This window comes from Tenacibaculum singaporense, assembly GCF_003867015.1.
Classification (GTDB): Bacteria; Bacteroidota; Bacteroidia; order Flavobacteriales; family Flavobacteriaceae; genus Polaribacter; species Polaribacter singaporensis.
Genome location: NZ_CP032548.1, coordinates 1,289,386 through 1,307,960 on the forward strand (window position 1 = coordinate 1,289,386; position 18,575 = coordinate 1,307,960).

Below are 18,575 nucleotides of genomic sequence, written 5' to 3' on the forward strand. Positions count from 1 at the left end.
GTGTTTTTTAGGTTAATTATCTGATTCAGAAAGGTGAATCATGGCAAAAATAGCATAATTAATCATATCTTGATAATTAGCATCAATTCCTTCAGAAACTAAAGTTTTGCCTTGATTGTTTTCAATTTGTTTTACACGAAGTAGTTTTTGCAGAATTAAATCGGTTAACGAAGAAACTCTCATGTCTCTCCAAGCTTCACCATAATCATGGTTTTTGTTTTCCATTAATTCTTTGGTGGTTTTTATGTGTTTATCGTATAAAGTAGTAGCCTCTTCGGTAGTTAGGTCAGGTTGTTCAACAATACCTAGCTCAATTTGAATTAACGCCATTATAGAATAATTAATAATGCCAATAAATTCTGATTTTTCTCCTTCATCAACTTTTCGCTCAGTATTTTCTTGTAATTGACGTATGCGTTGAGCTTTTATAAATATTTGATCGGTTAATGAAGGGAGTCTTAAAATTCTCCAGGCGCTACCGTAATCGCTCATTTTTTTTACAAACAAATTTCTACATTCTTCAACTACAGCATCATACTGTTTAGAGGTGTTCTGCATCTTTCTTATTTAAAAGTATTCGACCAAAAATAGTAAATATTACAAGCTTTTCATTTATTTTTACTTGGAAATTTAGCATGATGACAATTAATTGTAAAGGAACCTTGGTGGATTTAACTAAGCCTAAGGTTATGGGGATTTTAAACGTAACTCCTGATTCTTTTTTTGATGGAGGAAAGTATAAAAATGAACGAGATATTCTTGTACAAGCAGAAAAGATGTTAAGTGAAGGGGCTACGTTTATTGATGTTGGAGCGTATTCTTCAAGACCAGGAGCAAAGCATATTTCGGAAGAAGAGGAACTACAAAGAATGCTTCCTGTGGTGGAATTGTTGATTAAAAGCTTTCCTGAAATTATTATTTCGGTAGACTCATTTAGAAGTAGAATAGTGGAAGAGTCGATAAATGCAGGTGCTGCAATTATTAATGATATTTCTGGTGGAAAGATGGATGCGCAAATGTTTGAGACAGTGGCAAAATTACAAGTTCCATATATTATGATGCATATGCAGGGAACACCGCAAAATATGCAACAAAATCCTCAATATGAAAATGTGGTTACGGAAGTGGTTTCTTTTTTTGCAGAACAGCTTTTTAAATTGCGCCAGCTAAAGGTGAATGATGTAATTATAGATGTTGGTTTTGGCTTTGGAAAAACACTTAATCAAAACTATGAATTACTTAAAAGGTTATCAATGTTTAAAAGGTTAAATGCTCCTATTTTAACTGGGGTTTCTAGGAAATCTATGTTATATAAATTGTTAGGAATTACACCGCAAGAAGCTCTAAGCGCTACTACTGTAGCAAATACAATTGCTTTGTTAAACGGAACACATATTTTAAGGGTACACGATGTAAAAGAAGCAGTTGAGGCGGTTAAAATTGTGGAACAGTTGTAATAAAATCCTTACATTTACTTATTAGGCAAAGATAAAATGCCTAAAAGCTTGTTTTAAAGTTAAAAAACTTCAAAAAATTAATGAATTTAGATTTTATCGATTTTTCGTTTCTTGACGTATTAGATATTTTTTTAGTAGCTGTATTACTTTTCTATATCTATAAGCTGTTAAAAGGTACCGTAGCGATTAACATTGTAATAGGAATTGCATTTATATTTTTAATATGGAAAGTTACTCAAGCCTTACACATGGAAATGTTAAGTGGAATTCTAGGGTACTTACTTTCTGGTGGTGTTATAGCATTGATTATTGTGTTTCAACAAGAGATTCGTAAGTTCTTATTAATGATAGGAACCACTAATTTTTCTACTAAAAAAGGGTTTTTAAATCAATTGAAGTTTTTAAAGACTGAAATTCATACTGAAACTGATGTTGAGACTATTTTAACGGCTTGTGTTAATTTGTCTAAGACAAAAACGGGAGCGCTGTTAGTGATAGAGAAAACGAATAACCTTGATTTTTTAATTAATACTGGTGATAAAATGAATGCTTTGGTTAACGAGGCAATAATTGAGAGTATTTTTTATAAAAATAGTCCGTTGCATGATGGTGCAACTGTTATTCGTGATAATTATATTGTGGCAACTCGAGTAATATTACCGGTTTCTAATAGTGCTAAAATACCTTCAAGGTTTGGATTACGTCACAGAGCAGCAATTGGTGTTAGTGAAAAAACAGATGCAATTTGTTTATTGGTTTCAGAAGAAACAGGAGAGATTTCGTATATAAAAGACGGAGAGTTTGTGTTATATAAATCGTTAGAAGAACTCCATAGGAAATTAGAAAAAGATGTAATGGCATAAAAAAAGCTCGCAACTTGCGAGCTTTTTTATGTTCTGTTCAAAAAGATTATTGAGCAGGAGCCATTTTAGATTGAATAGCAGTCATAACGCTATTGAATTTTTTAGCAGCTTCTTCATCTAAGTTAGCAACGATGTCTTTAGCTTGTGCAGCTAATTCAACACCTTTTTTAGCTAATTCAGAGTTTTTTACCACATCTCCTTTAGCTTCGATATAATCTTTAGCATATTGAGAATAAGACTGTAAGTATTCTCCTACTTTTGGATCTTCAAATTCTGGGATTTCGATACCTTCGATTGCAGATTCTACAGCTTCAACAGCTTCTGCAGTAGCCTCTTTAGCTTCTTCAGTTGCGTCAGCAGCAGCTTCTTTAGCTTCTTCAGTTGCCTTTTCTACAGCTTCAACAGCATCTTTGGTAGCGTCTTTAGCTTCTTCTTTAGTGTTCTTACATGATGTTGCTAATAAAGCACCAACAACAAATACTGATAAAATTACTTTTTTCATCGTTAATTGATTTTTAGTTTTTAAGATTGAATAACAAATGTACTATTTTGATTGATGCAAACAAATTTATTTACATCACCGTTTCACTATTAAACTGTTTTTCGTACAAATTCTTATAATAGCCCTCATGTTTTTTTAACAATTCGGTATGATTTCCTTTTTCAACTATACGACCTTTGTCCATAACTATAATCATATCAGCCTTTTTAATGGTTGCTAAACGATGAGCAATTACAATAGAAGTTCTGTTTTTTGTAATTTCATCCGTAGCATATTGAATCATTTGTTCTGAATGTGCATCAACTGAAGAAGTAGCTTCGTCTAAAATTAAAATACTAGGTTTACTTACATAGGCACGTAAGAAAGCAATTAACTGACGTTGTCCTGAAGACAACATACCACCACGTTCTTTTACATTATAGTGATAATTGTTAGGTAGACTCATTATAAAATCATGAATCCCAATTTGTTTGGCAGCAATTTTAACTTCTTCAAGAGAAATGTTTTCGTTGTTAAGGGTAATATTGTTTAAAATACTATCAGAAAATAAAAATACATCTTGCAGCACAACCGCTACTTTTTGACGTAAAGAAGCTATTTTATAGTCTTGAACAGGAATGTTATCGATAGATATTTCACCGCTATCTATTTCATAAAAACGGTTTATAAGGTTAATAATAGTAGATTTACCAGCTCCTGTAGCACCTACAATTGCAACAGTTTGCCCTTTTTCAACATTAAAACTTATTCCTTTTAAAATTTCTTCTCCTTTAATATAACTAAATCGTACATCTTTGAAACTAATAGTTCCTTGTATGTTATTAGCAGTAACAGTTCCACTTTTGTCTATAGTGCTTTCTGTGTCAATTATATTAAATACGCGTTCACCTGCAACTATTCCCATTTGTAGTTGATTAAACTTATCAGCTATTTGTCGTAATGGTCTAAAAAGCATTTGAGCCATTTTGATAAAACCAATGATAGCACCAACACTTACAGCTTTGTCTTCAACAACCTGCAAACCACCATACCATACAATAAGTCCTATTGCAATAGAAGAAAGAATTTCAGCAATAGGGAAGAAGATAGAGTAATACCAAACGGTTTTAACATGTGCTTTTTTATGCTTGTTGTTAATTTCAATAAAGTTTTTATACTCAATTCTTTCTCTGTTAAAGAGCTGAACAATTTTCATTCCTGTAACTCTTTCTTGCACAAAACTATTTAGGTTTGCTACTTGATTACGTACATCTTGAAAGGTAGATTTTATCGCTATTTGAAATAGCTTAGTAGCGTAGATTAATACAGGTAAGGTTGCAAGTGCAATTAATGCCAATTTCCAGTTTGTATAGAACATTACAATGATTACTACAATCATTTTTAAAATGTCACTAACAATCATAAAAACACCTTGCGTGAAAAAATTGGCAATAGTTTCTATATCTGAAACAACACGAGTTACCAATTTTCCAACAGAAGAATTATCAAAATACCCCATTTTAAACTGAAGTATTTTTCTAAAAGTTTTAGCTCTTATGTCTCTAATAATATGTTGACCTACCCAGTTGGCGTAATAAATAAAACTAAACTGAAAAAATACTTGGATCAGTAACACTACTATCATGGTAATTGTAAAATACAATAGCCTGGTAAAGTTTTTGGTTGCTATAAAATCATCTATAGCCGTCATTAAAATGACAGGTGTTAACACAGCAAATCCTGCAAGTAAAATGGTAGATAGTGCTGCAACTATAAATCGTACACGGTATTTTTTTGTAAAACTCATAAGTCTTGCAAAAATTTTAATATCAAATGCTTTTCCTGTTGTTTTGCTCACTATATATAATCGTATATTACTTTTGTTAAAAATAAACCTTTTGCAGGAACTGACACTCCTGCTTTACTTCGATTTTTACTTTCAATGATTTTTTTAAAATCATTTACAGTTATTTTTTCTAAACCAACATCAATTAAGGTTCCTACAATAGCACGAACCATGTTTCTTAAAAAGCGATTGGCACTAATATGAAATGTTAATTCGTTTCCGTTTCTAATCCATTTTGCATTGGTAACAGTACAGTTAAATGTATGTACATCTGTTTTTACTTTTGAAAAACATTCAAAATCTTCATAATCATATAGAATTGCTGCTGCTTTATTCATTAAATCTATATTTAACTGCTGATGGTGTAATTGCCAAGTGGTATCTAATAAAAAGGGATTTCTACCTAACCAAATTTTATACTCATAACTTCTACTTAGCGCATCGAAACGAGCATGAGCATCGTTATGTACTAATTGCGTTTTAAGTATAACAATATCGTCTGGCAAAATAGCATTCAATTTATAAGTGAAATTATCGTTTAATGGAGCTTCTACATCGAAATGAGCAAACATTTGAGATGCATGAACACCAGCGTCGGTTCTCCCTGCTCCAACAATGTTTATTTCTTTTCTTAAAATTGTACTGATTGCTTTGTTTATTTTTTCTTGAACTGAAATTGCACGTGGCTGTATTTGCCATCCATGATAATTTTTTCCGTTGTATGCTAATTCAATAAAATACCTCAAGAAGCGTAAAGTTTTATAGAGCTAAATTATAAAATTCTAATTTGAAAAGTACTAGAGAAGAGGTAAAATAATATTTTTGAATATTATTAACATATGTTAACACATTAACTGAGTATTTGTGTTATTTTCGCACCCTCAGTTTAGAATAAGATAGTGAATTCCCCTTTCATTAATATCCCCTTAGTATAAAGAAATCCATGATGTAACGTCGTGGATTTTTTATTTAGGAATTCATTAGTTTTGCTTTAATGAAAAAAATTTTACTCCTTTCCGATACACATAGTTTTATTGATGAACAAATTTTAAAGTTTGTAAAGCAAGCTGATGAGGTTTGGCATGCAGGTGATATAGGTGATTTAAATGTAACTGATGCAATAAAGAAACTGAAGCCACTTAGAGCTGTTTATGGAAATATTGATGATAAAGATGCTAGAGCAGAATTTCCGCTAGATAATAAATTTACTGTTGAAGGTGTTTCTGTGTGGATAACTCACATAGGGGGTTACCCGAATAAATATAATCAAAGAGTTAGAGAAGAGCTGAGAATGAACACCCCACAATTATTTATTTGTGGGCATTCGCATATTTTAAAAGTTCAATACGATAAAAAGTTGAATTTATTACATTTGAATCCAGGAGCAGCAGGAAATCATGGGTTTCATAAAGTCAGAACCATGCTGCGTTTTGAAATAGATAAAGGCAATGTAAAAAATATGGAGGTTATCGAACTAGCTAACAGAGGTTAGTTTGCTAAGGTTTTTTTCTTTTTTTAGTATAGGAACCATGATGTGTATAGAGGTGCCTATATTTACTTCAGATTTTATAGTTAGCTTACCGTCCATCATGTGAATTCTAGCTTCAACTTGGTTAAGACCTATACCATCAGAAAAAGAAGAAGACGAGGTAGAAAATCCTACCCCATCATCCTTAACGAGAACGGTTAGTTGATTCTTCTCTTCTTTTAAATCTATTTGTGCATGTTTGGCTTTACTGTGTTTCAAGATATTATTGATTAATTCTTGAATCACATTAAATATTTTTATTTCAAATTCTTGATTATACCTACTGATGTTTTTTGCGGAAACTTCAAGCTTTAATTGACTGTTAGAATACTTTTTAACGACATCTTTAATAGCATACTCAAGTCCAAATTTCAATAAAATAGAAGAAACTAGGTTGTGAGATAAGTCTCTAACTTTTTGAGAGGCTTCAGAAATAATAGCTTGTGTTTTTTCTATTTCTTGTGGTGTATCTCCGTTAAATTGCTTTTTTGTAGCTGTTAAATGCATATTAGCAGATGAAAGTAAAGCACTCACATTATCGTGTAATATTTCAGCAATGAGTTTACGTTCGGTTTCTTTTCCGTCTATCGTAGCGTTAAGAATTTTAACTTGTGCTTCTGATTTAACCTTCTCAAGGTTTTGTTGTTGTATAAGCTTACTTTCAGATAATTTAAGACTTAGATTTTTCTGACGAAGTTTATAGTTGTATATGATTACTCCTGAAACAATTAATACTAAAAAACTTAAAGCACCAAAGAGCATAGATGTTTTGGCTTCTTGGGCTTCTTCTAGTTTTCGTTGTTCTTCAACTAAGGCTGTTTTCTCTTTTTCTAAATTTACTTCTTGTTGAGCATAAATCTCTTCAATCATTCTTCTTATTTCTTTGTCTCTTAAATCATCTTTAATATTGTATGATTTCTCTTGATAGTCGTAGGCTGTATAGTCTTTTAAAAGGTAAAGAGTCCAAGCTAAATTAAAGTACAAGCTAGATTTTGTTTTAGTAGATGAAATATCGTCTACACCATTAATTAGTTTTAAAGCTTTAAAATAGGTGTCCTTAGATTTTTCTAATTCCTTTTTTTCCAGATAGATGTTGGCAAGATTACCTAGAGCTCCAGCCTTACCAACTTTATTATTCATACTCTCGTATAGTTTTATAGATTCATTAATATAGAATTCCGCTTTATCATATAGAGAGTCCCTTAGGTATATGGTTGAAAGATTATTGTTTATTTTAGCCTTAATTATTTTGGCTTTTCGTGTTTTAAAAGCACCGTTGATAGCTTTTTCATAATAAAGCATTGCGCTATCTTTGTATATTTTTGAGTTTATTGAGTCACTTTCTTTTAAAACATGATATGCGCTTCCTATTTTCTGAAGGTTTGTTATTTCAAGATCATTATTACTAGGGTTTGAAAAGTTTAAATTTTTTTTTCTTTCAGAAATGTACAGTTGTTTGTGTTTTTTTACAAGATCATTGCTAGTAGTGTAGAATTCTATAGCTTTTAAGTACGAATGATTTTCAAAATATATATTACCTATTAAGTTATTAATCTTGGAAGAAAGTAAGTATTTTTTTTGAGATTTGCTTTTTTTTAATAGTAATAAAGCCTTGTCTAAAGCTTCAGTATAATTTTGATTTAAATATAAACTGTCAATTTTATTAAAAGTAATAGAATCTTTAAGTTTTTCCTCTTTAAAATCTATACCTTTTTCTTGCCCCATTAAAATAAAGGAGGTAAAAAAGGATAAAAAGAATATATATGTTTTTAGTTTTAAATTCACGATTGAATTATTACTTCAGGTTTTGTTACAGTGGCAGCTACTTCTTCTAATAATTTTCCAGAAAACTTATGATTAACGAAATTTAATCTTATTATATTGTCTGAACCTGTTTCAAGCTCCCTCGAAAATGTATATTCTGTAGCTTCACCACTAGATAAGTGAACCTCATAGACTTTAAGTTCTTTGTTGTAAACAAAATCAGTAGCAACATTACTGTTGACTGTAAAGTTTAATAAATAGGTTCCATTTTCATTAGCTGTGATACTGTAAGAACTTAAAAACTCTGTAATTCCTTTAGCAAAAGTAATGTTTTCATCTTTTACAGATATTTTTGTCTGTTTGCCTTTGTTAGTTTCCAAGAAACCAATTTTTAAATGGTCATTTTCTATAGAAAAATCATTAGAATGTTTAGAAGCTGTTTTTTGTGGAGTTTCGGCTAAAATTATTTCTTTTGAGTTATCTACATTAGTAACTGTAGTCACATCTGTGTTATCTGTTGTATTAAAATCAATAGAATAAGCACCAGTAGCATCTCTTTTAAGTGTATATGATTGTAATAAGTTTTCAGGATTATTCTCTATAACTTCTGCTTCGTTAGAAGAACAAGAAGCAAAAATAACACTAAGACTCAAAGCTAGTAAATAAGGAGTAAAATTTTTCATGACTTATTGGTGTTTATTGAGATTAGACTTCTTTTTTTTAAAAAAATAGCGATGTACTTAGGATAGATGTTAAGAGACGCGGGGGACGATATCTCTTAGGGGATAAAAGAAAACAAAATGAAGGGGTTTTCTATACTATGTTAAATAACGCGTACATCGCTATTGGGTTTATTGTTATTAGCAGTAGTTGATTAGCGATGCATAAAGTGTATAGACTCGGGGGGCTTCTTCTTAATCTGGGGGACTAAAGAAAATTTGAAGGGTTGATTATGTCTTTACACTATTTTGTTTCTCACTGCATACATCGCTAAACCTACTACATTTTTTACTTTTAATTTTTTATATAAATTACTTCTATATGTTTCTACTGTTTTTATGCTGACATTGAGTTTTTCTGCAATTTCATTGGAGCTTTTCTCTTTAGCAATTAACTTTAATACAGCAATTTCCCTCTCAGTTAAATCTCCATGCAAAAATTCTGGTTCATCTTCGTCTTTTGCATCTGAAGCATATAAGTCTAATAATTTTACTTTAATGTCTTCACTAATATATTGTATGCCATTGTGTACAACTTTAATAGCATCAATTATTTGCTCATTAGCTCGACTTTTATCTACAAAACCATTAGCACCTAGTGCTATCATTTCTTGAACTAGTTTTGGGTCGCTTAAGCTTGATAGTATTATTGTTTTAATATTTGTATTACGTTTCTTAAACGTTTTTAAAACTTCTATACCATCCATCTCAGGCATGTTTATATCTAAAACTAATACATCTGCTGTATTTTTAGAAGACCAGTTTATTACTTGTCTACCTGTTAAAGAAAAACCCTCTACTTCAATGTCGTCTTCAGTATTTAATAAAGCAATGACTCCGTCTATTAATATTTTATGGTCATCTGCTATGTGAACTTTTATCTTGTTGTAATTCATAGTTGTTATTACAGTTACAAATTTATGAGGTTAAAACAGTGTGTACAATACACAGTATCCCTAATTGTTTCATTAGTGACTCAGGGAAAACCCTGAGATTTTTTTAACATTTCTTTAACATTTTAGGTTGTAGGCCTTGAATAGCCTAGGAAACAAAAATAAAAAACCGAGATTTAAATCTCGGTTTTTTTCGCACTAAATATACTAAGATGTTAGGCTTATCGTAATCTATCTACAGATTTTACAAGATCTTCATCCTTCTTAATGGCTCTATTTGCTAAAACTAATAGCAAAATAACAATGATAGGAAAGAACATCCCAATACCTTTCTCAGAAACCAAAGCTTCTCCAGATAATGTTTGTGATAAATAAATCAATAGTCCTAATAAAAAAAGGTTTATCAATATGTTTAAGCGGTTTAGTACAAATTGTAACTGACGATTTTTAAATAGAAATATTGTTACAAAAGCTACTAAAGCCGAAATAAAAAATAAAACAGGAATACTTTTTTCTAAGATTGAGTTCCCAGAAAATAAATCTAAAACATAAATAGTATTAGTTTGGGAGTTACTCCAAAGACTAACTATAAAAGTCAATCCTCCAGAGATAATTCCTGCTACTAATAGGTATATAGATTGTATTCTTTGTATCATAATTTTTTATCGGGTAGCAAATGTAATACTTCTTTTTTTAAAAAGAAATATTAGAAGTTAAAATATTTGTATATATTTGCCTTGTATGTAACCGCACAAAATTATTATATAGCCCCTATATAATTAGCACTCAAAACAAAACTTAATACAAAATAATTCTTTATACATAAGGAATTTTAGTAACTTAATTATTTAACGAATGTTCGATATTTCGGAATTAAAAACTAAAAAATTAGCTGATTTACAAGTTATTGCCAAATCAATAGGATTAACCAAGATTAGTCAATTAAAAAAATTAGACTTGGTATACAAAATTTTAGATGCGCAAGCGGAAGCAAGTGCTAATGAGGCTAAACCAAAACCTGCACCTAAGGCAGAGAAGCCAAAAAGAAAAAGAATAACTAAAACTGAAGCTAAAACTACTGCTGAGAAGCCAGAAAGTAAGGTTGTTAATGAACCTGAAGTAAAAAGGGCTCCAGAAAAGCAAGAAAAAAAGGAAGTTGTTAATAAGCCTAAGAAAAGGCAAGAAGAGAAGAAGCAAGTTCAAGCTTCAGAGGATAAAAAACAACAACCTCAACAGCAAAAGCAGCAGCAACATAATAAAAGCCACAATAATAGAGGTAATAAGCATAATAAAAATCAGAATACTAATAAGCAGCATCACAAAAGCGGTAATAAGTACCGTGACCCTGATTTTGAGTTTGATGGTATTATTGAAAGTGAAGGTGTTTTAGAAATGATGCCTGATGGGTATGGTTTTTTACGTTCTTCTGATTATAACTACTTATCATCACCTGATGATATTTATGTATCACAATCTCAAATAAAACTATTTGGATTAAAAACAGGTGATACAGTTAGAGGTAATGTACGTCCTCCAAAAGAAGGGGAGAAGTACTTTCCGTTAATTAGAGTTTCAAAAATTAATGGATTAAACCCAAATATTGTACGTGATCGTGTTTCTTTTGAGCACTTAACTCCATTATTTGCTGATGAAAAGTTCAATTTAGCAGAAAAAGGAAGTTCATTATCTACTAGAATTATCGATTTGTTTTCTCCGATAGGAAAAGGGCAACGTGGTATGATTGTGGCACAACCTAAAACGGGTAAAACAGTATTATTAAAAGATGTAGCAAAAGCAATTGCAGCGAATCACCCTGAAGTATATCAAATCGTTTTATTAATTGATGAACGTCCTGAAGAGGTTACCGATATGCAACGTAGTGTACGTGGTGAAGTAGTTGCTTCTACTTTTGATGAACCAGCTGATAAACATGTTCGTGTAGCTAATATTGTGTTAGAAAAAGCAAAACGTTTAGTAGAGTGTGGGCATGATGTTGTAATTTTATTAGATTCTATTACACGTTTAGCAAGAGCTTACAACACGGTAGCACCAGCATCTGGTAAGATTTTATCAGGAGGTATTGATGCAAATGCATTACACAAACCAAAACGTTTCTTTGGAGCAGCTCGTAACATTGAAAATGGAGGTTCTTTAACTATTATTGCTACAGCACTTACTGAAACTGGTTCGAAAATGGACGAGGTTATCTTTGAAGAATTCAAAGGAACAGGTAACATGGAGTTACAATTAGAGCGTAATATTGCCAACCGTAGAATTTATCCTGCAATTGACTTAATTAAGTCGAGTACACGTCGTGATGATTTATTATTAGATGAAAAGACTGTACAACGTATGTGGGTATTACGTAAGTATTTAGCTGATATGAACCCTATTGAAGCAATGGAGTTTATTCAAGATAGAATTAAAAGATCATTAAATAACGAGGAGTTCTTGATTTCAATGAATGGATAAGGATAATCGTTAGTTTATATAAAATAAAAAATCCTGCTCTTAGCGGGATTTTTTATTTTGGATATATCACAGAATCTAGTGGAACATCAAACTTGTGAGTATCTTCTATCTTTTTTATAGGAGAAAAGAAGTTGAGCCCGATAGTTTGAGTGTCTTCTCTACATTCTGATAAAAATCGATCATAAAAGCCCTTTCCGTAACCAACTCGATAATTTTGCTCATCAGAAATTAGCATAGGTACAAAAACTAAATCGATATCTTTTACATTTGCTTCTTCTGCATTTATAGGTTCTGGAACACCAAATTTGTTAAGTTCTAGTTTAGTGTCTTTTTCAAAATAAAAATGAGTTAATGAGTCATCTTTGAAATTACAACGACTAACAATAATTCTTTTTCCTTTGCCTCTAAAAAAGTCAATGATAGGTTGAGTGTCTATTTCATTGAACTTTCGCATGGATAAAAACAAATGTATAGTATGTATATCATTAGTTTGTAACTTGAATATTTGTTGATATATACTTTCTTGGAGTTTTTCTTTTTCTGTTTGAGTAAGAGAGTTTCTCTTTTGCTTGTATAGTTTTCTAAGGTCAGATTTAAGCATGAGGTTATAGCGATTTTAATTCTTCTTTAAGTTTTTTTGTTAATCCTTTTACTATAAGTTCGTATGAGTGATCAATCAATTCAAAAACAAAAGTATCAGAAACATCATTGTTTAAAGTAACTGTATTCCAATGTTTTTTACTCATGTGAAATCCCGGATCAATACTTTCGTACTCAGCTCTTAATTCTAAAGCACGTTCAGGATCACATTTTAAATTAACCTTAGGTTCATGTTGCTCCCAGCTATCTAACCCCGATAAAGCAAACATTTTATTCATTACTTTAAATACTAAAACATTATCATCAAAAGGAAAATGTTCAGTTACTCCTTTTTTGGTAATACAATAGTTACGAAATTCTTCAATATTCATTTTTTTTATTTTTATAAGATGTAAAAACTAGGAAAATAATAGACATAAAACTAAGTAATAAGAAAAAGTATTTAAAAATATTTATGAGAATGAAAAACTCAAAGCCTCTACGTATGGAGTATTTGTCAGCTTTCTCTTGAAGTGATATTAAAGCGTTATGGTTATCTATGTAATAATATAAAAAGAAAGAAAAAGCAGAAATGAATAATAGTTTAAATGTTTTATAATGTTTCTTCATTACTGCTAATTATTCAATTAAATTTTGAGTTGATTCAGGAATTTTTAAAGCTGTGTAGTCTAGTTTCCATCCAATGGTTTCTACTAAATTTTGCATTAAGGTAACAGCTTCTAAGGCTTCTTTATTTGCTGTTTGCATTAAATTACTTTCAGGTATTTTTTGAAGAATATGATCTTTAGCCTCTTTATTAACTTCAGTTAAATCTTCAGAACTAAACTTGTTAAGTAATCCGTTTTGAATATCGTAGAAACGTAAATTAGGTTCTATTGAAAATACTTCAGGTCGAGGAAATTCAGAAAGAACTAATACTTTTTTCTTAGTATCCGTATGCATTTTTATTTTCCTAAAATCAAAACCAATATGCACTTTAGCATTGATTAGAATAATGGCTTTTTTCTTACTGGTAACAAGTCCTAAAAATTTTTCTTTGGTGTTTTCATGATGGTATATTTCAGCAAACTCTCCTTCAATAGTAATTAATTTAGACACTTTTTTAATTTTATCTAACAAAACTACCGATTGTTTTTCTGTCAAGTTTTTTCTTTTTACTGAGGTGAATTTTTTAAAAATGTAATAGGATATAATGGCACCTCCTGCCAAACCTATAAAAAGTAATTCCATAATTACGAATTTACATAAAATAGCTAAAGCATAAAAGAGAATATATAATGTAGTAGTTTTTATAAATGAAGTAAGTGAAGGAGAGTTATTTTGTATTTTTATTCTCAGAAAGTAAATGAGTTTAAAAACTACTTAATGAGGTCAGCAAGTACAACAGAAAAAGAATTAAAAGAACGTATAAAAGAGTTAACTTGTTTATATGAAGTAACATCTCTAATAATAAACGCGAATCTAGATCAAGTTGATGTAACTTTAAAAGCAATTGCCAAAAGTTTAAAAAGAGCATTGCAGTTTCCAAAAAACACTCAAGTTTTTATTGATACAGAAAAATATTCTGAAGAGGAAAGTAAAACCGAGGAAGAGCTTTGTATAATCTCAAGTCCTATACCAGTATTTAATATACCTAAAGGAAAAATATCAGCATTTATAAAAGGAAAAGAGCTTAAGGATAATTTATATCTAAAGGAAGAAAAAGAATTATTTGATACTGTTGCTATAAAAATAGGGGGACTTTTAGAGCGTATTGAAATAAAGAACAATGAGCTGTCGATGAGGCGTAAAATGGAACACGCCGATCGCTTATCAATCTTAGGAGAATTAACTGCTGGTATTGCCCATGAATTAAATACCCCGCTAGCTAATATTTTAGGTTACTCAGAACTATTGAAAGCAGATATGTCCAGTAATGAAAAGGCTTTGGCAGATGTAGATAAAATTATTCAAAGTGCTATCTTTTCAAGAGAAGTAGTAAAAAAACTCATGTATTTTGCTTGTGAAATGCCACAAGAAATGAAAAAAGTAAATATTATTCCAAGTATAAAAGATGCTATAAATTTACTGGATGCTACTTTTAGAAGACAGTCTGTAAAATACTTAGTGAAAGTAGAAGAATCTGAATTGTGGTTACGAGCAGATACGGTTCAACTTACTCAGATTATTTTCAATCTTATTATTAATGCTATTTACTTTTCACCAAAAGAAGGGCTAGTTACTATTGAAACATTTCAAACAGATAAAGAAGTGATATTAAGAATTTCTGATGAAGGGATAGGATTAAGTGATGAAGCTCTTGAAAAAGTGTTTCAACCTTTCTTTACAACGAAGCCAACAGGAGAAGGAACAGGTCTAGGATTGAGTGTTGTACACGGTATTGTATCGAGTCATAAAGGAACAATAACAGCTAAAAATGGCATTGAAAAAGGTGCTATCTTTGAGGTTAGGTTACCAAAATAAAAGAAATGCCGTTAAAAAAGGAAAATATATTAATAGTAGATGATGATGTTCATATCTTAGAGCTGTTACATCGACATTTACAATCTTGGAATTATCATACCTACAAGGCAGTATCAGTTAAAGAAGCAGTTACAATTTTAAGAGATACACCAATTGATTTGCTAATAACCGATTTAAAAATGCCAGAAGTGGATGGTTTTGAACTCGTTAAATTCGTTTCAGAACACTATCCAAAGTTACCTAAACTTATAGTAACAGGATATCCATCTGTTCAAGATTCATTAGAAGCCATTAAGTCAGGAGTAGTAGCATACCTAACGAAGCCTTTTACAAAAGATGAGTTGAAATCGGCAATGGATGATGCTTTAAAAAAAGCAGAAAAAAGTCATAAAAAAACTACTCAAGAAAAAGATAAAAAGGATTTTTATGGAGATATGATAGGGGCTTCAGAAAAGATTAATGAAATTTTTCAAATAATAGATCGAGTAAAAAATAATAAAGCAACAGTTTCTATTAAGGGAGAAAGTGGTACTGGTAAAGAGTTGGTGGCGCGTGCAATACATTATGAAGGTAAGTTTGCTAAAGGACCATACATAGCGGTAAACTGTGGAGCAATTCCTGAGAATTTATTAGAGTCTGAGTTGTTTGGTTATATAAAAGGCGCTTTTACAGGAGCAGATAGTAACAGGAATGGTTTTTTTCAAGCGGCTAATGGAGGAACTATTTTTTTAGATGAAATAGGAAATGCTTCATTAAATGTACAATCAAAGTTATTAAGGGCTTTACAAGAAAAAGAAGTGGTGAAGGTAGGAGCTCAAAAAGCAGAGAAAGTAGATGTTAGAATTATTGCAGCGACTAACAATAACCTAAAAGAAATGATTCAAAAAGGAACATTTCGAGAAGACCTGTTTTATAGGTTGACAGTAGTTGAAATAGAGGTGCCACCTTTACGAGAAAGGAAAGAAGATATTTCTATGTTAGTAGAAAAGTTTCTGTTTAAATATGGGGTGGAATATAAAGATAGGTTCGTAAAAATAAGTCCTAAAGCTTTGGCTATACTACAAAGATATAATTGGCCAGGTAATATTAGAGAGTTAGAAAATATAATACAACGTGCGGTAATTATGTGTGATCGTATAGTAGAAGTAGAGCATTTACCTGATTCGCTAAAATATAATGTTGATTTTTCTGAGGAAAGATTAATCTCCTTAAAAGAAATGGAAAAACGTCATATACAATATGTATTAAACGCAACTAATAACAATAAAACAAAAGCAGCAAAAATTCTTCAAATAGACCGTAAGACATTACGAGAAAAGCTGAAAGAATAACAACACTTTTTCTGGGTGTTTTTTCTCCACCTGGGGAGAAATTACCCACTTTTATTTTAAATAAAAATTTATAAAAACTTCTGAGTCCTTCGTAAATAAAGGGATTTAGAAGTTTTTGTTTTTTTGGCATGTTTAGCGGCATATCATTTGCCTTTAAAGGGAAGAATAAAATGAATATAATTTATGAACACTAATCCCTTTAATATTTGTCCATCATGTACAGAAGTAAATATATGTGTGTTAACCAAAGCTAAAGAAAAGGTATGGTCGTGTAGTGAGTATAATGAGGTGAGTGCAGAAAAAGCAAGAGAAGATGACGTAACTGCTATGAAACAAGAAATGCAAGCTGTATAATAAATAACGTATGAATAATACAAAAAGTGAAATTTTAGGAAGTAAAATAAATTCAAACATAAGTGAGATGACATTAACCAAAGAATTAATAAAACCAGCGAAGCGAAAGAATGCTAGAGGAATGGTTGATAATGTACTAGAACAGTTTAATAGTGCATCAGATCAAATTGGTTTACACCCTAATATTCGTAAGATATTAAGTATTACGAATAACGAAATCATTGTTAATTTTCCTGTAAAGATGGATAATGGAGATGTTGAAATTTTTCAAGGATATCGTGTGCAGCATAACAATGCTTTGGGACCATATAAAGGAGGTTTACGTTACCACCCAACAGTAGATATAGATGCAGCGAGAGCGTTAGCTATGTGGATGACATGGAAAACATCTTTGGCAGGTTTACCATATGGTGGAGGTAAAGGAGGGATTCAAATAGACCCTACTAAATACTCAAAAGATGAATTAGAGCGTATCACTAGACGTTTTACGTTTGCATTAGGAGATAATATTGGACCAGAGCATGATATTCCTGCTCCAGATGTAAACACAAACGCTCAAACAATGGCGTGGATGGCAGATACGTATATGAGTACAAAAGCACCAGCAGAACGTTCAATGAATCAACATGTAGTTACAGGAAAACCAATAGGTAGTGGAGGTCTAGAAGGAAGAGATAGAGCCACAGGTTACGGAGTTTTCTTAACTATTAAGTTTTGGGTAGAAGGAAATAACCAAACCTTAGAAGATAAAACTTTTATTGTTCAAGGGTTTGGAAACGTTGGATATTGGGCAGCTTACTTTTTAGAACAAGAAGGAGCTAAAATGATAGGAGTTCAAGATGCTTATGGAAGCATTCAAAATACGAATGGAATCAAGGTAGAAGACCTTTTTAACTATACAAAAGCTAACAACGGGAGCTTAGTAGGGTACCCAGAATCTCTAGCAATAGAGAAGGAAAATTTTTTTGCTACTGACTGTGATATTTGTATACCAGCAGCATTGGGTAATCAGATAACTGAAGATAATGCACACTTAATCAAAGCTAATTTAATAGCTGAAGGAGCAAACGGACCTATAAATGTTGAAGGAGAAAAAATTCTTTTAGAAAAAGGAGTAACAATTATCCCTGATATATTATGTAATTCAGGAGGAGTAATCACTAGTTATTTCGAGTGGCTTCAAAACCGTAACGGAGAGTTGTGGAATATGGAAGAGGTTATTGTACGATTAGATAAGAAACTAAAAGACTCCTATACTAAAGTTTCAGATTATGCTAAGTTAGAAGGTGTTGATATGCGAAAAGCAGCTTATTGTATAGCGATACAACGTATTGAAAAGGCATATGTTCAACGAGGAATTTTTCCATAAAAAGCAGTAAAATGAAACACGGAAGTTTAGTTTTAGAGAAAAAAGAGTATGTGTACATTAAGAGTTTACTAAATGTTTCAGAGCATACTGAAGAAGGTAAAGTACAAACATCACTAGATAAGTTTGCTGAAGAGTTAAAAACAGCTAAAATTTTAAATGAAGAAGAAATGCTAGATGATGTTATACGCTTAAATACTGTTGTAACTATAGCTTCTGGCGCTGTTTGGGAAAAAACTATTCAGATTGTAAAACCAACTGAAAAGGATTTGAAAAACAACAAAGTTTCTATTTTAACGCCAATAGGTATAGCTTTATTTGGTTATGCTTTAAATGATGTAGTTCACTGGGATTTACCAGGAGGAAAGAAAGAAGTTAAAATTTTAAAAGTAACTCAAAAGAAGGGGAAAGAGAGTTTTAGTACCTTAATTTAAAGAT

The 18,575-nt window shown here is 31.1% G+C and carries 20 protein-coding genes; 9 read left to right on the forward strand and 11 right to left on the reverse strand.

Going from position 1 to position 18,575, the window contains the following annotated elements; genetic code table 11:
• Positions 1–12: 12 nt before the first annotated feature.
• Positions 13–558, reverse strand: coding sequence for a DUF1599 domain-containing protein (locus tag D6T69_RS05880; protein ID WP_125066881.1), 546 nt, complete (start codon positions 556–558; stop codon positions 13–15).
• A gap of 80 nt (positions 559–638) precedes the next feature.
• Here D6T69_RS05880 and folP point away from each other — a divergent pair, with 80 nt between their 5' ends.
• Positions 639–1,457 (forward strand): dihydropteroate synthase, encoded by an 819-nt coding sequence (folP, locus tag D6T69_RS05885; protein WP_125069190.1) that lies wholly within the window; start codon positions 639–641, stop codon positions 1,455–1,457.
• 80 nt (positions 1,458–1,537) lie between these two features.
• On the forward strand, positions 1,538–2,320 hold the full coding sequence (gene cdaA, locus D6T69_RS05890; RefSeq protein WP_125066882.1) for a diadenylate cyclase CdaA: 783 nt from the start codon (positions 1,538–1,540) through the stop codon (positions 2,318–2,320).
• A gap of 46 nt (positions 2,321–2,366) precedes the next feature.
• Here cdaA and D6T69_RS05895 read toward each other — a convergent pair whose 3' ends face one another.
• The 3 genes from D6T69_RS05895 to truA form a co-directional block, all read right to left on the reverse strand.
• On the reverse strand, positions 2,367–2,822 hold the full coding sequence (locus D6T69_RS05895) for a hypothetical protein (RefSeq protein WP_125066883.1): 456 nt from the start codon (positions 2,820–2,822) through the stop codon (positions 2,367–2,369).
• Positions 2,823–2,892: 70 nt separating this feature from the next.
• Positions 2,893–4,659: an ABC transporter ATP-binding protein gene (locus tag D6T69_RS05900; protein WP_125066884.1), complete on the reverse strand. Its 1,767-nt coding sequence runs from the start codon at positions 4,657–4,659 to the stop codon at positions 2,893–2,895.
• Positions 4,659–5,393, reverse strand: a complete 735-nt coding sequence (gene truA / locus D6T69_RS05905) for a tRNA pseudouridine(38-40) synthase TruA (protein WP_125066885.1) — start codon at positions 5,391–5,393, stop codon at positions 4,659–4,661. Before truA ends, D6T69_RS05900 begins: the two co-directional genes overlap by 1 nt.
• 248 nt (positions 5,394–5,641) lie before the next feature.
• Here truA and D6T69_RS05910 point away from each other — a divergent pair, with 248 nt between their 5' ends.
• Entirely contained in the window at positions 5,642–6,139 is a 498-nt protein-coding gene (locus D6T69_RS05910; RefSeq protein WP_125066886.1) for a metallophosphoesterase family protein, read from the forward strand.
• Here D6T69_RS05910 and D6T69_RS05915 read toward each other — a convergent pair.
• The 4 genes from D6T69_RS05915 to D6T69_RS05930 form a co-directional block, all read right to left on the reverse strand.
• Complete coding sequence (locus D6T69_RS05915) at positions 6,122–7,900, reverse strand: tetratricopeptide repeat-containing sensor histidine kinase (protein ID WP_125066887.1); 1,779 nt, start codon at positions 7,898–7,900, stop codon at positions 6,122–6,124. The genes D6T69_RS05910 and D6T69_RS05915 overlap by 18 nt on opposite strands.
• Before the next feature lie 56 nt (positions 7,901–7,956).
• Positions 7,957–8,622 carry a hypothetical protein gene (locus D6T69_RS05920; protein ID WP_125066888.1) on the reverse strand — a complete coding sequence of 222 codons (666 nt, stop codon included), beginning with the start codon at positions 8,620–8,622 and terminating at the stop codon, positions 7,957–7,959.
• 275 nt (positions 8,623–8,897) lie between these two features.
• A complete protein-coding gene (locus D6T69_RS05925) occupies positions 8,898–9,554 on the reverse strand; it encodes a response regulator (protein ID WP_125066889.1) in 657 nt (218 codons plus the stop codon).
• Positions 9,555–9,772: 218 nt separating this feature from the next.
• Positions 9,773–10,207: a DUF4293 domain-containing protein gene (locus D6T69_RS05930; protein ID WP_125066890.1), complete on the reverse strand. Its 435-nt coding sequence runs from the start codon at positions 10,205–10,207 to the stop codon at positions 9,773–9,775.
• Positions 10,208–10,406: 199 nt separating this feature from the next.
• Here D6T69_RS05930 and rho point away from each other — a divergent pair, with 199 nt between their 5' ends.
• Complete coding sequence (gene rho / locus D6T69_RS05935; protein ID WP_125066891.1) at positions 10,407–12,023, forward strand: transcription termination factor Rho; 1,617 nt, start codon at positions 10,407–10,409, stop codon at positions 12,021–12,023.
• A gap of 52 nt (positions 12,024–12,075) precedes the next feature.
• Here rho and D6T69_RS05940 read toward each other — a convergent pair whose 3' ends face one another.
• From D6T69_RS05940 to D6T69_RS05950, 3 genes are all read right to left on the reverse strand, one after another.
• Positions 12,076–12,624, reverse strand: coding sequence for a 5-formyltetrahydrofolate cyclo-ligase (locus tag D6T69_RS05940; RefSeq protein ID WP_125066892.1), 549 nt, complete (start codon positions 12,622–12,624; stop codon positions 12,076–12,078).
• A 4-nt stretch (positions 12,625–12,628) separates the two neighbouring features.
• A complete protein-coding gene (locus D6T69_RS05945) occupies positions 12,629–12,994 on the reverse strand; it encodes an MmcQ/YjbR family DNA-binding protein (RefSeq protein WP_125066893.1) in 366 nt (121 codons plus the stop codon).
• A 247-nt stretch (positions 12,995–13,241) separates the two neighbouring features.
• Positions 13,242–13,853 carry a DUF4230 domain-containing protein gene (locus D6T69_RS05950; protein WP_125066894.1) on the reverse strand — a complete coding sequence of 204 codons (612 nt, stop codon included), beginning with the start codon at positions 13,851–13,853 and terminating at the stop codon, positions 13,242–13,244.
• Positions 13,854–13,988: 135 nt separating this feature from the next.
• On the opposite strand from D6T69_RS05950, the gene D6T69_RS05955 reads away from it, so the two are divergent.
• The 5 genes from D6T69_RS05955 (at position 13,989) to D6T69_RS05970 (ending at position 18,571) form a co-directional block, all read left to right on the forward strand.
• On the forward strand, positions 13,989–15,086 hold the full coding sequence (locus D6T69_RS05955) for a sensor histidine kinase (RefSeq protein ID WP_125066895.1): 1,098 nt from the start codon (positions 13,989–13,991) through the stop codon (positions 15,084–15,086).
• 5 nt (positions 15,087–15,091) lie between these two features.
• A complete protein-coding gene (locus tag D6T69_RS05960) occupies positions 15,092–16,417 on the forward strand; it encodes a sigma-54-dependent transcriptional regulator (RefSeq protein WP_125066896.1) in 1,326 nt (441 codons plus the stop codon).
• A 183-nt stretch (positions 16,418–16,600) separates the two neighbouring features.
• A complete protein-coding gene (locus D6T69_RS15940) occupies positions 16,601–16,771 on the forward strand; it encodes a hypothetical protein (protein ID WP_164506692.1) in 171 nt (56 codons plus the stop codon).
• Positions 16,772–16,838: 67 nt separating this feature from the next.
• Positions 16,839–18,140, forward strand: coding sequence for a Glu/Leu/Phe/Val family dehydrogenase (locus tag D6T69_RS05965; RefSeq protein WP_125069192.1), 1,302 nt, complete (start codon positions 16,839–16,841; stop codon positions 18,138–18,140).
• Positions 18,141–18,151: 11 nt separating this feature from the next.
• Positions 18,152–18,571, forward strand: a complete 420-nt coding sequence (locus D6T69_RS05970) for a GreA/GreB family elongation factor (protein ID WP_125066897.1) — start codon at positions 18,152–18,154, stop codon at positions 18,569–18,571.
• The last annotated feature ends 4 nt before the right edge of the window (positions 18,572–18,575 follow it).